Annotated in this window: 15 protein-coding genes; 3 read left to right on the forward strand and 12 right to left on the reverse strand. The window is 70.4% G+C overall.

Translation table 11 applies throughout. The features are described 5' to 3' along the window. Nucleotides 1-21: 21 nt before the first annotated feature. Nucleotides 22-942, reverse strand: coding sequence for an AraC family transcriptional regulator (locus AB0O76_RS24295; protein WP_365494942.1), 921 nt, complete (start codon nt 940-942; stop codon nt 22-24). Nucleotides 943-1,043: 101 nt separating this feature from the next. Here AB0O76_RS24295 and AB0O76_RS24300 point away from each other — a divergent pair, with 101 nt between their 5' ends. Together AB0O76_RS24300 and AB0O76_RS24305 are read left to right on the forward strand one after the other, a co-directional pair. Continuing rightward, the gene (locus AB0O76_RS24300) at nt 1,044-2,051 is read left to right on the forward strand and encodes a zinc-dependent alcohol dehydrogenase family protein (protein ID WP_365494945.1); all 1,008 of its coding nucleotides are present in this window, start codon (nt 1,044-1,046) and stop codon (nt 2,049-2,051) included. Between the two features lie 93 nt (nt 2,052-2,144). After that, entirely contained in the window at nt 2,145-2,804 is a 660-nt protein-coding gene (locus tag AB0O76_RS24305; RefSeq protein WP_365494948.1) for an NAD(P)-binding domain-containing protein, read from the forward strand. Between the two features lie 24 nt (nt 2,805-2,828). Here AB0O76_RS24305 and AB0O76_RS24310 read toward each other — a convergent pair whose 3' ends face one another. The 7 genes from AB0O76_RS24310 to AB0O76_RS24340 form a co-directional block, all read right to left on the reverse strand. Then, a complete protein-coding gene (locus tag AB0O76_RS24310; RefSeq protein WP_365494951.1) occupies nt 2,829-3,380 on the reverse strand; it encodes a glycoside hydrolase family 25 protein in 552 nt (183 codons plus the stop codon). Nucleotides 3,381-3,481: 101 nt separating this feature from the next. Then, nucleotides 3,482-4,669 carry a PQQ-binding-like beta-propeller repeat protein gene (locus AB0O76_RS24315; RefSeq protein WP_365494954.1) on the reverse strand — a complete coding sequence of 396 codons (1,188 nt, stop codon included), beginning with the start codon at nt 4,667-4,669 and terminating at the stop codon, nt 3,482-3,484. Then, nucleotides 4,669-5,460, reverse strand: coding sequence for a polysaccharide deacetylase family protein (locus AB0O76_RS24320; RefSeq protein WP_365494957.1), 792 nt, complete (start codon nt 5,458-5,460; stop codon nt 4,669-4,671). The genes AB0O76_RS24315 and AB0O76_RS24320 overlap by 1 nt, the downstream gene beginning before the upstream one ends. A 397-nt stretch (nt 5,461-5,857) precedes the next feature. Next, entirely contained in the window at nt 5,858-6,361 is a 504-nt protein-coding gene (locus AB0O76_RS24325; RefSeq protein ID WP_365494960.1) for an ATP-binding protein, read from the reverse strand. Nucleotides 6,362-6,657: 296 nt separating this feature from the next. Then, the gene (locus AB0O76_RS24330) at nt 6,658-7,428 is read right to left on the reverse strand and encodes an enoyl-CoA hydratase-related protein (RefSeq protein WP_365494963.1); all 771 of its coding nucleotides are present in this window, start codon (nt 7,426-7,428) and stop codon (nt 6,658-6,660) included. A gap of 63 nt (nt 7,429-7,491) precedes the next feature. Next, nucleotides 7,492-8,742, reverse strand: a complete 1,251-nt coding sequence (locus AB0O76_RS24335) for an Ig-like domain-containing protein (RefSeq protein WP_365494966.1) — start codon at nt 8,740-8,742, stop codon at nt 7,492-7,494. Nucleotides 8,743-8,913: 171 nt separating this feature from the next. After that, nucleotides 8,914-10,155, reverse strand: coding sequence for an Ig-like domain-containing protein (locus tag AB0O76_RS24340; protein ID WP_365494969.1), 1,242 nt, complete (start codon nt 10,153-10,155; stop codon nt 8,914-8,916). Nucleotides 10,156-10,326: 171 nt separating this feature from the next. On the opposite strand from AB0O76_RS24340, the gene glgX reads away from it, so the two are divergent. Next, a complete protein-coding gene (gene glgX, locus AB0O76_RS24345) occupies nt 10,327-12,660 on the forward strand; it encodes a glycogen debranching protein GlgX (RefSeq protein WP_365494972.1) in 2,334 nt (777 codons plus the stop codon). A gap of 10 nt (nt 12,661-12,670) precedes the next feature. Here the strand turns inward: glgX and AB0O76_RS24350 are convergent, their stop codons facing one another. The 4 genes from AB0O76_RS24350 to AB0O76_RS24365 all read right to left on the reverse strand — a co-directional run bounded on the left by AB0O76_RS24350 (nt 12,671) and on the right by AB0O76_RS24365 (nt 16,275). Beyond that, nucleotides 12,671-13,312: a response regulator transcription factor gene (locus AB0O76_RS24350; RefSeq protein WP_365494975.1), complete on the reverse strand. Its 642-nt coding sequence runs from the start codon at nt 13,310-13,312 to the stop codon at nt 12,671-12,673. After that, a complete protein-coding gene (locus tag AB0O76_RS24355) occupies nt 13,305-14,564 on the reverse strand; it encodes a sensor histidine kinase (RefSeq protein WP_365495047.1) in 1,260 nt (419 codons plus the stop codon). The genes AB0O76_RS24350 and AB0O76_RS24355 overlap by 8 nt, the downstream gene beginning before the upstream one ends. A gap of 68 nt (nt 14,565-14,632) precedes the next feature. Further along, the gene (locus tag AB0O76_RS24360; protein ID WP_365494978.1) at nt 14,633-15,376 is read right to left on the reverse strand and encodes an ABC transporter permease; all 744 of its coding nucleotides are present in this window, start codon (nt 15,374-15,376) and stop codon (nt 14,633-14,635) included. After that, a complete protein-coding gene (locus AB0O76_RS24365) occupies nt 15,373-16,275 on the reverse strand; it encodes an ABC transporter ATP-binding protein (protein ID WP_365494981.1) in 903 nt (300 codons plus the stop codon). Before AB0O76_RS24365 ends, AB0O76_RS24360 begins: the two co-directional genes overlap by 4 nt. Nucleotides 16,276-16,390: the final 115 nt, after the last annotated feature.

The raw sequence follows: 16,390 nt of genomic DNA on the forward strand, positions 1-16,390 counted from the left end.
ACACACGACGTCGCGCACGCCCTACCCGGCGGCCCGCAGCCTCCGGTACTGCCCCGGCGCCACCCCGAACTCCCGCTTGAACGCCCTGGAGAAGGCGAACTCCGAGGTGTAGCCCGCCCGTTCGGCGACCCGCCGCAGCGGCAGGTCCTCCTCGCGCAGCAGCCGGCCCGCCGTCGTCATCCGCCACCACGTCAGATACGCCAGCGGACTCGCCCCCACGGACGCCGCGAACCGGCGGGCGAACGCCGCGCGGGAGAGGCCCGCCCGCGCCCCGAGCTCCTCCACCGTCCAGGGCCTGGCCGGGTCGTCGTGGATCGCGTACAGCGCGGCCCTCACCGACGGGTCCCGCAGCGCGGCGGCCCAGCCCGTCGCATGCCCGGCGCTCTGCCCGCGCAGCCACCACGCCCGCAGGATGTACAGCAGCATCGTGTCGAGCAGCGCGGGGATCACGGCGTCCGACCCCGGCTGCGCGTCGGCGAGTTCGGCGCCGAGCAGCTCGACGGCGGCCCGCAGCGAGGCGTGCTCCCCGACCCTGGCCGGCAGGTGCACCACCTCCGGCAGCTCGGCGAGCAGCGGATGGGCACGCGCCCGGTCCAGCTGGTAGGCCCCGCAGAGCAGCACGGTGGTGGCCGTCCCGTCGCCTTCCGTCTTCGGCCAGGAGCCGTCCGGGGCGAGGGAGAAGTCCTCCAGCGGGGCATCGGGCGCGCTCGCCAGGCCGTGCCCGCGCCCGTGCGAGAGGAAGACCACGTCCCCGGGCCCCAGCCCAACCGGCTCCGCCCCGTCACCGGCCGGAAGCAGCCAGGCGGAACCCTGGAGCACCACATGGAAGCCCGCGCCGTTCGACGGGGCGAACCGGAGACCCCAGGGCGCCTGCTTGTACGTACGGGAGGAGTGCGGCCGCCCCGTCCGCATGGCGGCGATCGCGTCACTGAGTACGTCCATGTCCGTACCGTAGCGCGCGCCGCACCCCGCGAGACGTACGGGTATAAAAGCGAGAGCCGCAGGCATGGATCGTCTCGCGCGTCCCGCCTAGCGTTTCCGGCATGACAACAACTGAGACGTCAACCACCGCTCGCACCGTGCTCTTTGACGAGATCGGCGGCCCTGAGGTCATGCGGATCCACGACGTGGAGCTCCCCACCCCCGCACCGGACGAAGTCCTCATCCGCGTCGCGGCGTTGGGTCTCAACCGCGCCGAAGCCCTGTTCCGCGCGGGCACTTACTACTACCAGCCGACCCTGCCCGCCTCCCGCAACGGCTACGAGGCCGCAGGCACCGTCGAGTCCGTCGGCGATGGCGTGACCGCCTTCGCCCCCGGCGACACCGTCCTCACGGCGGCGAACACCGAACTGAGCGCGCACGGCGTGTACGGCGATCTTGTCCTGCTGCCGCAGAGCGCGGTCGTCCCGCGACCCGCCGAGGTCGACCCGGTGACCGCGGCCGCCGTCTGGGTCACGTACTCCACCGCGTACGGCGCGCTGCTCCAGACCGCCGGGATGCTGCCGGGCCAGCACGTCCTGATCACCGCCGCGTCCAGCGGCGTCGGCACCGCGGCCATCCAGGTCGTACGCCGCGCGGGTGCCGTGCCGATCGTCACCACCCGCACCGAGGCCAAGCGGCGGCAGCTCCTGGACCTGGGCGCCGAGCACGTCATCGTCAGCGATCACGCGGACGTGGTCAAGGAGACCCAGCGGCTCACCGACGGCCGGGGCGTCGACATCGTCCTTGACGCGATCGGCGGCCCGGGCTTCCAGGACCTGGGCGAGGCGCTGGTCCGCAACGGCAAGCTCGTCATCTACGGCTGGCTGGACGGCCGCCCCACGACCCTCCCGATGAACTGGCCGCTGTCCGTCCACGGATACGGGAACCCGATGGTCACCGCGACCGAGGAGGGCCGCCACCGCGCGGCCGCCTACATCAACTCGGGCCTCACCGACGGCACGCTCCGCCCGGTGATCGCCGAGGTCTTCGAGGGCCTCGACAGCATCCGGGACGCGCACCGCCTGATGGAGTCCAACACGCACACCGGCAAGATCGTGGTGAAGGTCTGAGAAGGCCGACCCACCCCCGGCCGGAATACCTCGCCCGTTCCGGAGGTTGGCTCCGCTACGAGACCGGCGAACCAACCCCCGGAAGGGCAAGTCATGAAGATCGGCATCATCGGCGCGGGCAACATCGGCGGCAACCTCACCCGTCGCTTCACGGCCGTCGGCCACGACGTCTCCGTCGCGAACTCCCGCGGCCCGCAGACTCTCACCGCCCTCGCCGAGGAGACCGGCGCGACGCCGGTGACGGTCGAGGAGGCCGCACGCGACGCCCAGGTCGTCGTCGTGACGATCCCCCTGAAGGCCGTACCGAATCTGCCGTCCGGCTTCCTGGACGGCGCGGCCGACGGCGTCGCCGTCATCGACACCGGCAACTACTACCCGCAGCAGCGCGACGGGAAGATCGCCGAGATCGAGGAGGGCCTCACCGAGAGCCGCTGGACGGAGCGGCAGATCGGCCACCCCGTCATCAAGGCCTTCAACGGCACCTACGCCCACGACATCCTCGACAAGCCCCAGCCCAAGGGCGCCCCGGGCCGCGTCGCGTACCCGGTGTCCGGCGACGACGAGGCCGCCAAGAAGGTCGTACGCGATCTGCTCGACGAGATCGGCTTCGACACCGTCGACACGGGCGGCCAGGACGAGTCGTGGCGCCAGCAGCCGGGCACCCCGGTCTACGGCCTCGCGGCGGACGTGGACGCGGTCACCAAGGCCCTGTCCGAGGCGTCCCCGGAGCGCACGGCGGAGTGGCGCGCCTGAGGCCGCGGACCGCGCGCGGGACGGCTACGGCGTAGCCCAGTCCCGCAGCGCGTCCTCGCTCTCGAAGTCCGCCACATTCTTGTCCAGCGGCGTCGACGTGTACTGATGGATCGTCCACTTCGCCTTGATACGCGGCTTGCCCGCCGTCACGTAGTCGGCGATCCAGAGGCCGTCGCCCGCGTACGAAGTGGTGTCGTGGTTGAGCCAGAAGTCGCGATTGCAGTAGAGAATGCACTTATGTCCGGGTCGCAACCGCTTCACCTCCCGGATAAAGCGATCCTTCTCCGCGTTGCTCGCGCGCGTATGATCCCCCGTCCACTCCCAGTCCACCGCCAGCAAGTCCCCCGCCTTCTCAGGGGCCTTGCTGACGAAGTACTCCGCCTGGGCCGTGATGTTCCCGGGCCACAGGAAGTGGTAGAAGCCGACCACGCAGCCGCCGTCCCGCGCCAGCTTCGTCTGGGCCGTCAGTCTCGGGTTGATGTACGAACGGCCCTCTGTCGCCTTGATGATGACGAAGGAGAGTCCGGCCGTGTCGAACGTGGACTGGTACGAGCTGACGTCGATGCCTCGGATCATGCACGGCCTCCTGTGGGGCAGAGGAACGGGGCGGTGGATCTACCCTCCCCGTTCCCGGTGGCCGCGGTCGTCAACCGTTGAATGACCCTGGCTCGGTGGACTCAGCGGAAGATCCCCGTGTGGCCGAGGGAGTAGCGGCCCGGCTGGGGGTAGACCGCGAGGCCGTGCGGGCCGCCGCCGACCGGGATGCGGGCGGTCTGGACGCCGGTGCGGGTGTCGATGGCGTACACCTCGGAGTCGTAACGGCCGGACAGCCAGAGGGTGTTGCCGTCCGCGGAGACGCCGCCCATGTCGGGGCTGCCGCCCTGGGGGAGCTTCCACTTCTTGGTGAGCTTGTTCTTGGGGAAGTCGAAGACGGAGACGGTGCCCTCGCCGCGGTTGGAGATGTACATCTCGCGTGAGTCGCGGCTGACGTACAGGCCGTGGCAGCCCTTGCCGGTGCGCAGGAGCTTCGGCTTGTCGAACTTGTCGCCGCTCAGGACCCACATGCCGTGGGCCATCATGTCGGCCACGTAGAAGGTCTTGCCGTCGGGTGAGACCTTCACGTCCTGCGGCATGGCGCCGTCGAAGGGCAGCTTCTGCTGGCCGACGACCTTCATCTTCTCCGTGTCGACCTTCAGGAGCTCGCCGGAGAATTCGCAGGAGACGATGAAGTAGCGGCCGTCGGCGGAGAAGTCGGCGTGGTTGACGCCGTAGCAGCTGACCGGTTCGGTCTTGACCTTCTTCATGGTGTGCGGGTCGCGGAAGACGAGTTCGCGGTCCATGGAGGCCATGACGACGGCGTACTTGCCGTTGGGCGTGAAGTAGAGGTTGTAGGGGTCGTGCACGTCGACCGGCTTGCCCGCCTTGCCGGTCTTGGGGTTGATGGGCGTGAGCGTGTGGCCGCGGTTGTTGTTGACCCAGAGGGTCTTCATGTCCCAGGAGGGGACGACGTGTTGGGGCTGGACGCCGACGTCGATGGTGTCGATGACCTGGTACGTCTTGGGGTCGATGACCGAGACGGTGTTGGAGTTGGTGTTGGGGACGTAGACGCGGGAGGGGAAGTCCTTGACCACCGGGGAGAGCTTGTTGGGGCGGTCGGCGGCGTAGACGTCCTTGGGGTCGAGGACCGGTGGCATGCCGGGGAGGCCCTGCGCCACCTTGGGTTTGGCGGGCTTCTGGATGCCCTTGGTGGAGCGGGCTTCGTTCTGGCGGGTGTCGGTTCCGCAGCCGGCGAGTGCGGCGGCGACGACGGCACCGGCGGCGATGAGTGCCGAGGTGCGACGGGTGAGGGCGAGGTGGAGGGTCATCAGGTCAGCAGCTCCGTGGTCGTCACCGCGCGCAGGCCGCGGCGGTCGAGGTCTTCCAGGACGGCGGGGAGCGCGGCGACCGTGTCCGCGTACCCGAAGTGCAGGCTCACCACGGAGCCCGCGCGCACCTCTGAGGCGATCTTGCGGGTGACGGCCGGGGCGCCCGGCGAGGTGAAGTCGAGGGAGTCGACGTCGTACGAGAGGACGTGCGGGTAGCCGGCGCGGTGGGCGAGGCGGGCGACGATGGGGGTCGCCCGCTCGGCACGGGAGGGGCGGAACCAGGTGCCGATGGAGCCGGTGAGGCGGCGCAGGCGTTCGGCGCAGCCGGCGATCTCGGCGTAGGCGTCGGCCTCGGTCATCTCGTTGATGGTGAGGTGGTGGTGGGTGTGATTGCCCAGGTCGTGGCCGCCGTCGAGGATGCGGCGGGCGAGCGTCGGATGTTCGTCGAGCCAGCTGCCGACGGCGAGGACGGTGATCTTGGCGCCCGCCTTTTCGGCCTCGGCCAGGAGTGCCTTGGCGGTGGCCGGGTCGCCCTGGCCATGGAAGGTGAGGGCGACCTGGGGGCGGCCGCGGGGGCTGTGTGCGATCTGGTCGGGGAGGCCGGGGAAGCGGCGGGGCGCGGGGGCGGCGGGCGGGGCGGCGGCCGGGGCGGCGCGGGGCGCCCCCGGCGATGCGTGCGGGCGGTCGCGCGCGGGGGCGGTGCCGGTCGCGGCGCATCCGGTGGCGAGCGCGCCGGTGACGACCAGGCCGGCGCTCGCGCGCAGGGCTCCTCGGCGGTCAGTCTCGATCACGCGCCCATTTAATGGGGAAAGCGGGCGAAAGACGCTGATTGCCCGCTTCGGAACCCCTACGGGTCGGGGTCGCGAACCCTCAGGACACCTGAGCGACCCTTGCGGAACACCTGTCACAGCCTGCGCTTAACCAGCGTTTACCAGGCAGGTGTCCCATCTCACCAAGGATTCACTTTCACGGCGCCCCAGTTTGACCCGTTATGCACGGATAGGGACTTTTGGATCACTGGCCCCCGTCTGCCATAGTCGATGCCACGACCTCCATTGACCCATTGACCCGGGCTCAGGTCGTTTCAGCGGCCGTGGACCACACCCCATTCGTCCACGACGCTTCACGAAGGCCCCCGCAGCGCCGCACTCCGGCGACCGGGGGCTTTCGTGTACCCGGGCAGGCACCTCAGCGGTCGGCGACCCGCATCTCGAACCAGGTCGTCTTGCCGCGCGGCAGCAGGTCCACGCCCCACCGGTCGGAGAGCTTGTCGACGAGGAAGAGCCCGCGGCCGCTGAGGTCGAGCTCATGGACGGGCATCAGGCAGGGCAGTCCGCGCGAGGGGTCGCGCACCTCGATCCTTATCCAGCCGCGCCGCCGCACCATCTTCAGACCGAAGACGCGGGCGCCGGTGTGCCGCACGGCGTTGCCGACGAGTTCGGATACGAGGAGGACCACGTCCTCGGTCATCTTCGGGGAGAGGCCCCAGTGGCGGAGCACCACGACTTGCGCGAGCCGGCGCGCGATGGCGGCGGACTCCGGGCGCGACGGCAGCGGAACTTCCGCGTCCGTCGGATTGCCGAACAACTCGAGCGCCTTGAGCGCGTGTTCGTCCTCAACCGCCGGCGACCAGCGCGCCGCGGTCGCACTCCCGTGCCGCCGCGGCTGTTCCATACCCTCCAGCCCCGCCATGCCCCCATCATGGCCGCCCAGGGCGCTCCACGGGGCCGTTCCGGAGGAATAGGCCCCCCGGAACCAACCATTCCGGGGGGCCGATTAGGCATATGCCATTGGCAGTTAGGGCCCTGCGACAGCCCACCTGGCCTGCGATGACCACCCGCTTACGGGTGATCACCAACAGCCCTGAAGCAGACAGGCTTAAGGTTCCCTTAAGGCTCGCATAATCCGCCCCTTCGGGGGACACGCATGCTGACGCCCCCTCAACTGATCACATTCCAGGGGCACTTCAGGGCCGGACCGGAGCTGCTTCAGAGGAACTTCGCCTTGCCGGGACCCTCTTCGACGAAGCTCCGCATGCCCCGCTGGCGGTCCTCCGTGGCGAACAGACCCGCGAACCAGGTGCGTTCGATCGCGAGCCCGGTGTCGATGTCCGTCTCCAGGCCCGCGTCCACGGCCTCCTTGGCGGCGCGCAGCGCGAGCGCGGGCCCCTGCGCGAGCCGCGCGGCCCACTGGTGCGCCTGCTCGTACACATCGGCGGCGGGCACGACGCGGTCCACCAGGCCGATGGTGAGCGCCTCTTCGGCCTTCACCATGCGGCCGGTGAAGATCAGGTCCTTGGCCTTGGACGGGCCGACCAGACGCGACAGGCGCTGGGTGCCGCCCGCGCCGGGGATCAGGCCGAGCAGGATCTCCGGCTGGCCGAGCTTGGCGTTGTCGGCGGCGATGCGGAAGTCGGCGCAGAGCGCGAGCTCGCAGCCGCCGCCGAGCGCATAGCCGGTGACGGCGGCGACGACCGGCTTGGGGATGCGGGCGACGGCGGTGAACGAGTCCTGCAGGGCACGGGACCGCACGATCATCGCCGCGTGGTCCATGTCCTGCATCTCCTTGATGTCCGCGCCCGCCGCGAACACCTTCTCGCCGCCGTAGATGATCACGGCGCGTACGTCCTCGCGCCGGGTCGCCTCTTCGGCAAGCTCCTTGAGCCTGTCCTGGAGGGCGATGTCGAGCGCGTTCATCGGAGGGCGGTCGAGGCGGATCGTGCCGACGCCTTCGGCGACTTCGAGATGCACAGATGTCATGCGAGGCACGTTAGCCGTGCCCCGCATGACAGCGACATACGGCCGGGGATCCCGGCGGGCCTGTCAGGCCTTCCACTTCTCCCAGGACATGTTCCAGCCGTTGAAGCCGTTCTCGGGCTGGATCGTCTTGTCCGCCGAGTTCTTCACGACCACCAGGTCCCCGACGAGGGAGTTGTTGAAGAACCATCCCCCGGGCGTCTTCTTGCTGTAGCCGCCGCGTACGTCGCTCAGGCCGACACAGCCGTGGCTGGCGTTCGTGTTGCCGAAGGCGCCGCCCGACCAGTAGTTGCCGTGGATGAACGTGCCCGAGTTGGACAGGCGCATCGCGTGCGGGACGTCCTTGATGTCGTACTCGCCACCGAAGCCGACCGTGTCGCCGTTCATCCGCGTGACCTGGAGCTTCTCGCTGATGACCATCTGGCCGTTGTACGTCGTCGTGCCGGGAGCGCCCGCTGTGATCGGGATCTTCTTGATCTGCTTGCCGTCCCGGACGACCTTCATCTGGTGGGACTTGGCGTCGACGGTGGAGACCTGGCTGCGGCCGATGGTGAACTTCAGGGTCTTGGCCTGCTCGCCGTAGACACCGGGCCGTCCCTCGACGCCGTCGAGGTTGAGGTTGACGGTGACCTTCGTGCCCGCCTTCCAGTACTTCTCGGGGCGGAAGTCGATGCGGTCGTTGCCGAACCAGTGGCCCTCGACGGGCACCGCCGGCTCGGTCTTGATCTCGATGGCCTTCTCGACGTCCTCGGGCGCGGTGATCCCTCGGTTGAAGTGGACCGAGAACGGCATCCCGACGCCGACCTTCGAGCCGTCCTCCGGAGTGAACTGGCCGACGAAGGTGTTCTTCGGGGTCAGCGTCGTGAACGACGTGTCCTTGGCGGACTCGCGGCCCTCGGAGTCCTTCGCTATCGCGTGGACCTTGTACTTCGTGGAGGCCGCCAGGTGGTGCGCGGGCGTCCACGTCGCGCCACCCGAGGTGATCTTGCCGGGGACCGGATTGCCCTTGCTGTCCTCGACCTTGACCTGGGACAGCTTGCCCTTGTCGGCGGCTATCTTCAGGGCCCCGCTGGTGGCCACCGACTCCGCGCCGTCCTTCGGGGCCACGGTCACCACAGCCGTTGACGGCGCGTTCTTGTCGGCCGCCTTGCCCTTGCCCTTGCCGTCGCCGCCCGAGTCCGAGCCGCCGCCCCCGCCGCAGGCCGTGACCAACAGCAGTGTCACACCCGATGCCACCGCAAAGAGGCCCTTGCTCCCCCGCCGCCGTGCGCTCCCCCGCGCACCAACCGACGGCCCCGATATCGGTCGCCCGTTCACGATGTTGTCTCCCCTCACACGGCCAGGTCAGGCCCGCACCCCAGTGCATTGGCGCGTGCCGACACGCGCCCCGCGCTAGATAACCACACGGTCCTGACCGATGACTCCCCGCCAATGTCACTGTTCAGTCCCAACTGCGCATGCGGTGCGGGCCCCACCTCAACTCCTGGCTCAGGGCCTGGCCTCAGGCTTGGCGCCGGGCGGTGCCGTCCAGTCCTTCCACTCCATGTTCCAGCCACCGAGCCCGTTGTCAGGAGCGACTTTCTTGTCATGGCTGTTGACAACTTCCACGACGTCACCGATCAGACTCCGGTCGAAGAACCACCCCGCCGGGGTCTGTGAGCTGCCGCCCTTCACATCGCGCAGGCCCACACAGCCGTGGCTGACATTCGTGTTGCCAGGGGCGTCCGGCGACCAGTAGTTGCCGTGCAGGAAGGTGCCGGACGTGGTCAGGCGCATCGCGTGCGGGACGTCGGGGATGTCGTACTCGCCGCCGAAGCCGACGGTGCGGCTGTTCATGCGGGTCACATCGAGCATCTCGGTGACCACCATCTTCCCGTTGTACGTCGTCGTCTTCGGGGCCCCGGCCGTGATCGGCACCGTGGAGAGCAGCTCGCCGTCGCGGCGCACCTCCATGGTGTGCTCGGCGGCGTCGACCAGGGACTCCTGGCTGCGGCCGACGGTGAACCCGAAGCTCTTGTCCTGGAGGCCGTAGACGCCGGGGGCGGCCTCGACGTCGCGCAGCCGCAGGCCGACGGTGACCTTCGTGCCGGGCTTCCAGTACTTCTCGGGGCGGAAGTCGACCCGGGTCTTGCCGAACCAGTGCGGGCGTACGTCGACGGCCGGCTCCGCGGTGACGTGGATGGCGCGCTGGACGGCCTCGCGGTTCTCGATCTCCCGGTTGAACTCCAGGGAGACGATCATGCCGGTGCCGACGGTGGAGCGGTTCTCCGGCGTCACGTACCCGATGAACCGCTCGTCGGGGACGTACGTCGTGAACGTCGTGTGGCGGGCCGAGCGGCGGCCGTGGCCGTCGAGGGCGACGGCGTGCACCGAGTACTTGGCGGCGAGCGCCAGATCGCCGTCGTCCAGCGGCTTCCAGGTCGTGCCGCCCTCCTCGATGCGGCCGGGCACCGGGAGTTCCCGGGCGTCCTGCACCCGGCTGACCTTCACCGACTCGAGGCGTCCGTCCGGGACCTTCACCTGCAGCCGTTCATCGCCCTTGACACCCTTGCTGCCGTCGTCGGGCGTCACCCGGATCGCGTCTTCGGGCGAGCGCGGCTTGCCCATCAGACGGTCGATGCCGCCTCCGTCATCGCTGCATCCCGCGGCTCCGGCCAGCAGTCCTGCCCATGTCACTACGGCGGCCAGCGCGGCCCCTGCGCGCCGTGCGCGCCTCGCTACCTGTCTCACGTCCGTCCCAACGACCGTCCCCCTCCTGGGGAAACGTGAGTGCGACGCACCCGGTGGGCAGAACAGTGGGGAGGACGGCGCGGGGAGCCCTTGGGCCCGCTCGCGTCGTCCGGTCTGGTACGCCCCCAGCCGCCGGGACGCGGCGGGGGTCGAGCCGCAGGAGGCGGATGGGTGTCCAGCGCAGCCGAACAGGAAGCACTCCGGGGTGGGCGGCGCGGGACGGGCGCGGCCGTGGCCGGGCAGCCCGCCGCCGTGAACGGGACATCGGCCGGTGCGCCCGCCGTGCGCGCTTCGGCGTCCGCCGATGCCGATGTGCGTCGGCCGCCGGTGTGGCCGGGGGCGCCGACGCCGCTCGGCGCGCGGTTCAGGGTGGGGCCCGACGGCGTCGCGGGCACCAACTTCGCGCTGTGGGCGGGCGGTGCAGAGGCCGTCGAGCTGTGTCTCTTCGACGACAGCGACGACGGGGGCGACGGGAGCATCGAGACGCGCTGTCCGCTGACCGAGCTGACGCACGAGATCTGGCACGGCTTCGTGCCCGGAGTCCGTCCGGGGCAGCGCTACGGCTACCGCGTGCACGGCCGCTGGGACCCCTGGACGGGCGCCCGCTGGAACCCGGCGAAGCTGCTCCTCGACCCGTACGCGCGCGCGGTGGACGGCGACTTCGGGGCGCGCGGCCTGCCGCCCGAGGTGTACGGGCATGTGCGGGACTGGCCCCAGCAGCAGGTGGCCGACACCGTGCGGGACGACCGGGACTCGGCGCCGTACGTCCCCAAGGGCGTGGTCGTGCACGACGACGCGCCGGACGACGAGTGGACGGACGACCGGCGCCCCAAGACGCCGTGGGCGGACTCGGTCATCTACGAGCTCCATGTCCGCGGCTTCACGAAACTGCACCCCGGGATACCGGAGGAACTCCGGGGCACGTACGCGGGGTTGGCGCACCCCGCGGCGATCGACCATCTCGTACGCCTCGGTGTGACGGCGGTGGAGCTGCTGCCCGTCCACCAGTTCGCGCACGAGGACCATCTGCTGCGCCGGGGCCTGAAGAACTACTGGGGCTACAACTCGATCGGCTACTTCGCCCCGCACGCGGCGTACGCGGCGTCGGGGACGACGGGGCAGCAGGTCGGCGAGTTCAAGCGGATGGTGCGGGCGCTGCACGAGGCCGGGATCGAGGTGATCCTGGACGTGGTCTACAACCACACGGCGGAGGCGGGCGAGTTGGGCCCGATGCTCTCCCTGAAGGGCATCGACAACCGCGGCTACTACCGGCTCCAGCCGTCCGACGCGCGGCGGTACGCGGACTACACGGGGTGCGGGAACACGCTCCAGGTCGTCCAGCCGCATGTGCTCCGGCTCATCACGGACTCCCTTCGCTACTGGGTGACGGAGATGGGAGTGGACGGCTTCCGCTTCGATCTGGCCGCGGCGCTTGCCCGCTCCTTCCACGACGTGGACATGCTGTCGCCCTTCCTGGCGGTGATCGCGCAGGATCCGGTCCTGCGGCGGGTGAAGCTGATCGCCGAGCCGTGGGACGTGGGGTCAGGGGGCTATCAGGTGGGGGCCTTCCCTCCCCTGTGGACGGAGTGGAACGACCGCTACCGGGGCGCCGTACGGGACTTCTGGCGGGGCGCGCTGCCCGATGTGCGGGATCTGGGCTACCGGCTCTCCGGGTCGAGCGACCTCTACGCCTGGGGCGGGCGGCGGCCGTACGCGTCGGTGAACTTCGTGACGGCGCACGACGGGTTCACCCTGCGGGACCTCGTCTCCTACGAGCGCAAGCACAACGAGGCGAACGGCGAGGGCAACCGGGACGGCTCGGACGACAACCGCTCCTGGAACTGCGGCGCGGAGGGCGAGACGCGGGACGCGCGGGTGGCGGAGGTGCGCCGCAGGCAGCTGCGGAATCTGCTGACGACGCTGCTGCTGTCCACCGGGGTGCCGATGCTGGTCGCGGGCGATGAGATGGGGCGTACGCAGGGGGGCAGCAACAACGCGTACTGCCAGGACAACGAGGTCAGTTGGGTCGACTGGGGGTTGCTGAAGGATGCCGGGTGGCGGGCGCTGTTCGACCTGACGTCCCGTCTGATCGCGCTGCGGCACGCGCATCCCGTGCTGCGGCGACGGGCCTTCTTCTCCGGGCGTGCGCATTCCGCCGACGGGCTGCGGGATCTGGCGTGGTTCACCGCGCGGGGCGCGGAGATGACGGAGGCGGACTGGTACGCGCCCGCGGCGACGCTGGGGATGTATCTGTCGGGGCGGGACATACCCGGGCGGGACGCGCGGGGGGTGCCGGTGGTGGACGACAGCTTTCTCGCGGTGCTGCATGCGGGGGAAGGGCCGGTGAGCTTTGTGCTGCCGGGTGAGCCGTGGGCTGCCGCCTACGAGCTGGTGGTGGACACCTCCCTGGAGGGGCAGGGGGAGGCGCCCGGGGATGTCTGTCGGGCGGGGGGTGCGGTGACCGTGCCGGGGCGGGCGGTTGTGCTGCTGCGGGTGTGCAGGTGAGGGGATCGCTTCAGCTCAGGATCTTGCGGGTGTACGCCACCGCTACCGCCGCCGCGCGGTCCTTCGCGTTCAGCTTGGCGTAGATGTGGGTGAGGTGGGTCTTCACCGTGGCCTCGCTGATGAAGAGTTCGCGGGCGATCTCGCGGTTGGACGTGCCCTTGGCGACCAGGACGAGGACCTCGCGTTCGCGGGCCGAGAGCTGCTCGTTGTCCGGTGTCGTCGACGGGGTGCGGACCGCCGATACGAGGCGGGAGGCCACCGCCGGGGAGAGGACCGTGCGGCCCTGTGCGGCCGCGCGGACCGCGGTGAACAGCTCGTCGCGGGGTGCGTCCTTCAGGAGGTAGCCCGTCGCGCCCGCCTCGATCGCGGGGAGCGTGTCCGAGTCCGTGTCGTACGTGGTGAGGACCAGGACACGGGCGCGGGAGCCGCGCCGGGTGAGCTCGGTGATCGCGTCGACGCCGTTGCCTCCCGGCATGCGGAGGTCCATCAGGACGACGTCCGGGTCGAGGCGTTCGGTCAGGGCAACCGCCTCCACCCCGTCGGCGGCCTCGCCGAGGACTTCGAAGCACGGGTCGGACTGGAACATGCCGCGCAGACCGTCCCGTACGACGGGATGGTCGTCGACGATGAGCAGCGTGATCACGTCAGCCATGGCGGACCAACGGTACGCGAGCCGAGAGTGCCGTGCCGCCGCCCGGTTCCGATTCGACGGTGAGGGAGCCCGCGATGCGTTCGGCGCGGGCCCGCATGCCGTCGAGGCCGAAGCCTCCGGATCCGCTGCGCCGGACCGTGGCCAGCGGGTCGAAGCCGCGGCCGTCGTCGCGCACGTCGAGGGTGACCTCGCCGTCCATGTAGGAGAGGGTGACGCCGAGGCGGGTGGCGGCCGCGTGCCGGGAGGCGTTGGACAGGGCCTCCTGGACGATGCGCAGGAGGGTCGCCTCGATCTCTTCGTGCAGGGGCTCGGCGGTGCCGGTGAGCGTGAACTCGGCGCGGACGCCGGTGCGTTCGGCCCACTCCGTGACCGTCTTCTTCAGCGCTTCGGGCAGCGCGTCGTGCTCCAGGGCCGTCGGGGAGAGGTTGTGGACGGAGCGGCGGGCCTCTCCCAGGCTGTGCCGGGCGAGATCGGCGGCGCGGCCCAGGTGCTCGCGGGCCAGCGTCTCGTCGGACGCGTTCGCGACGACCTGGAGCTGGGCGATGATGCCGGTCAGGCCCTGCGCGATGGTGTCGTGGATCTCGGCGGCGAGCCGACGCCGCTCGTCGGCCACCCCCGCCTCCCTTGCCTGGACGAGGAGTTGGGAGTGCAGGGCGGCGTTCTCGTCCATGGCCTGCTGCAACGCGGTGTTGGTGTGCTCCAGTTCGACGATGGTGGAGGCGGCGATGCGGTTGCGCTCGTACTCCTGGGCCGCGAGGTGCGCGAAGACGATCAGCAGGGCGACGTGCACGGCGAGCAGCGCGCCGAAGACGGTCCAGCCGAGTTCGCCGTCCGGCGGCAGGCCGCCGGACTGGGAGCCGGCCATGATGACGGCCGTGGCGAACAGGCCAGGCTTCACCAGGCGCGGCGGCAGCAGCCGTTCGGCGCCGAAGTAGCCGACGACGGCGTAGAACGCGAAGAACGGGTTGAGCCAGGTGAGAGTGAAGGCGATCGCCCAGCGCACGGCGTAGTAGAGGGTGCCGGCGGCCGATGGCCCCGGACGGCTGCCGGCCGCCCGGCTCCACCACAGCTGGAGCGCGAGCCCGGCGCCCACGAGCGCCCAGGACGCGTACCACTCGCCCCGGGTCATGCCGACGACGCCGGAGGTGGCGAGCGCCATCAGGACGCCGAAGGCGAGCAGGACGTAGGGCCCCCAGCGGCTGAAGAGCCCCCAGCGCTGCTCGACGATCTTCGCGGCGTCCGCCGTGCTCATGGTCATGGCCCCAGTGTCGTCGACGAGCGCGCCCCGGTCCGCGCTCTCACTCCCGGCTCACTCCCGGCTCACTCCCAGCGGAACCAGCGCGCTGCGCCGTACGTCAGGACAGCGCCCCACAGGGCGAGCACGCCCAGGTGCGCCCACCCCGGCCAGTCCCCCGCCGCCGCCTCGAACAGCGCCTGCGAGGCCGCGCCGAAGGGGGTGAACTCGACGATGCGGGCGAGGGATTCGGGCATGGACTGAACCGGCAGCCAGACGCCCGCGGTGAACATCGAGGGGAAGAAGACCGCCGAGCCGATCGCGGTGGCGATCTTCGATGTGCGGGAGAGCGCGGAGACCAGGGCGCCCAGAGCCAGGGCCGCGCAGATCGCCAGGGCGAGGGCTATGACGTATCCGAAGGCCATGCGCGGCAGCGGTACGTCGAAGGCGATGCGGCCCACCGCGAGCGAGAGCAGCGCCGAGAGCAGCGCGGCCGCGCCGTGCAGGCCCATCTGCGCACCGAGCAGCGACGTGGGACGGACGGGTGTGGTGGACATCCGGCGCAGGATGCCGCGTTCGCGGTAGCCGGTGATGACGGGCGGCATGGCCTGTCCGCCCGCCATGATCATGGCGAGGAGCACCGTCACGGGGACGTATGCGTCGACCATGCGCAGGCCGCCGAGCGAGTCGTCGGGCTCACGGAAGGAGGGGATGGAGCCGAGGATCACCAGGAGGATGGTGGGGAACGCCAGGATCCAGAAGATCCCGCCGGGTTCGCGCGTGAAGAGGCGGAACTCGCTCTTCACGACGGCGGTGGTGGCGGCGCTCATGCCTTTGCTCCCGTGAGGTCGAGGAACGCGTCGTCCAACGTGGCGTCGGAGACCCGCAGTTGGTGGGCGGTGATGTGGTGCCGGGCGAGCAGGGTGATGGCGGCGTCGACGGTCGCGTCGGTGCCGTTGAGGGTGTAGCGGCCGTCCCTCTCCTCCACGGAGGCGAGCTGCGGCAGCGCGGCGAGTTCCCGCTCGTCGAGGGGCGCGGACGGCGTGAACGACATGACGGTGGATGCGGCGGCCCGGCTGATCAGGCCCGCTGGGGTGTCGAGCGCGGCGATCCGCCCCTGATCAATGACGGCGATGCGGTCGCAGAGACGCTGGGCCTCCTCCATGAAGTGGGTGACCAGGAGGACGGTCACTCCGCTGTCGCGTACGTCCTCGATGAGCTGCCAGGTGTCGCGGCGGGCGCGCGGGTCGAGTCCTGTGGTCAGCTCGTCGAGCACGACGACCTTCGGGTTGCCGATCAGCGCGAGCGCGATGAACAGGCGCTGCTTCTGCCCTCCGGAGAGCTTGCCGAAGCGGCTGTCCAACTTGTCGGTGAGGCGAAGGCGTTCGGCGAGGGGTTGCCAGTCGGCGGGGTGCGGATAGAAGGCTGCGTACAGCTCGAGCGCCTCGCGGACGGTGAGCTTCGCCTGGAGCTCGCTCTCCTGGAGCTGGGCGCCGAGGAGTCGGGTGACCCGGTCGTGGTCGGCGACGGGGTCGAGCCCGGCGACCCGGACCGTCCCCTTGCCGGGGATCCGCAGGCCCTCGACGCACTCCACGGTGGTGGTCTTGCCCGCGCCGTTCGGTCCGAGGACTCCGAAGATCTCGCCTTCCTCGACGGCGAAGGAGACACCGTCGACGGCGGCACGTCCGCCGTAGGCCTTGTGCAGGTCGCGCACTTCGATGATGGGCATGGGTCGAGCCTCGCCGGTGGGCGGGGCCGCCGGCATCGCCCATCGCGCTCGAAGCGGCATCAGCCGATCGGCTGATGGCGGGTACGACCTCCCCGGTGCAGGCGGGTCGTAGGAC

This window comes from Streptomyces sp. NPDC086554, from assembly GCF_040686095.1.
In the GTDB taxonomy this organism is placed as follows: Bacteria; Actinomycetota; Actinomycetes; order Streptomycetales; family Streptomycetaceae; genus Streptomyces.

Excerpts from the sequence above, each read along its gene's own strand:
- AB0O76_RS24295 (WP_365494942.1), bottom strand. The coding sequence starts at position 942 with ATGGACGTACTCAGTGACGCGATCGCCGCCATGCGGACGGGGCGGCCG.
- AB0O76_RS24300 (WP_365494945.1), top strand. The coding sequence starts at position 1,044 with ATGACAACAACTGAGACGTCAACCACCGCTCGCACCGTGCTCTTTGAC.
- AB0O76_RS24305 (WP_365494948.1), top strand. The coding sequence starts at position 2,145 with ATGAAGATCGGCATCATCGGCGCGGGCAACATCGGCGGCAACCTCACC.
- AB0O76_RS24310 (WP_365494951.1), bottom strand. The coding sequence starts at position 3,380 with ATGATCCGAGGCATCGACGTCAGCTCGTACCAGTCCACGTTCGACACG.
- AB0O76_RS24315 (WP_365494954.1), bottom strand. The coding sequence starts at position 4,669 with ATGACCCTCCACCTCGCCCTCACCCGTCGCACCTCGGCACTCATCGCC.
- AB0O76_RS24325 (WP_365494960.1), bottom strand. The coding sequence starts at position 6,361 with ATGGCGGGGCTGGAGGGTATGGAACAGCCGCGGCGGCACGGGAGTGCG.
- AB0O76_RS24330 (WP_365494963.1), bottom strand. The coding sequence starts at position 7,428 with ATGACATCTGTGCATCTCGAAGTCGCCGAAGGCGTCGGCACGATCCGC.
- AB0O76_RS24350 (WP_365494975.1), bottom strand. The coding sequence starts at position 13,312 with ATGGCTGACGTGATCACGCTGCTCATCGTCGACGACCATCCCGTCGTA.
- AB0O76_RS24355 (WP_365495047.1), bottom strand. The coding sequence starts at position 14,564 with ATGAGCACGGCGGACGCCGCGAAGATCGTCGAGCAGCGCTGGGGGCTC.
- AB0O76_RS24360 (WP_365494978.1), bottom strand. The coding sequence starts at position 15,376 with ATGAGCGCCGCCACCACCGCCGTCGTGAAGAGCGAGTTCCGCCTCTTC.
- AB0O76_RS24365 (WP_365494981.1), bottom strand. The coding sequence starts at position 16,275 with ATGCCCATCATCGAAGTGCGCGACCTGCACAAGGCCTACGGCGGACGT.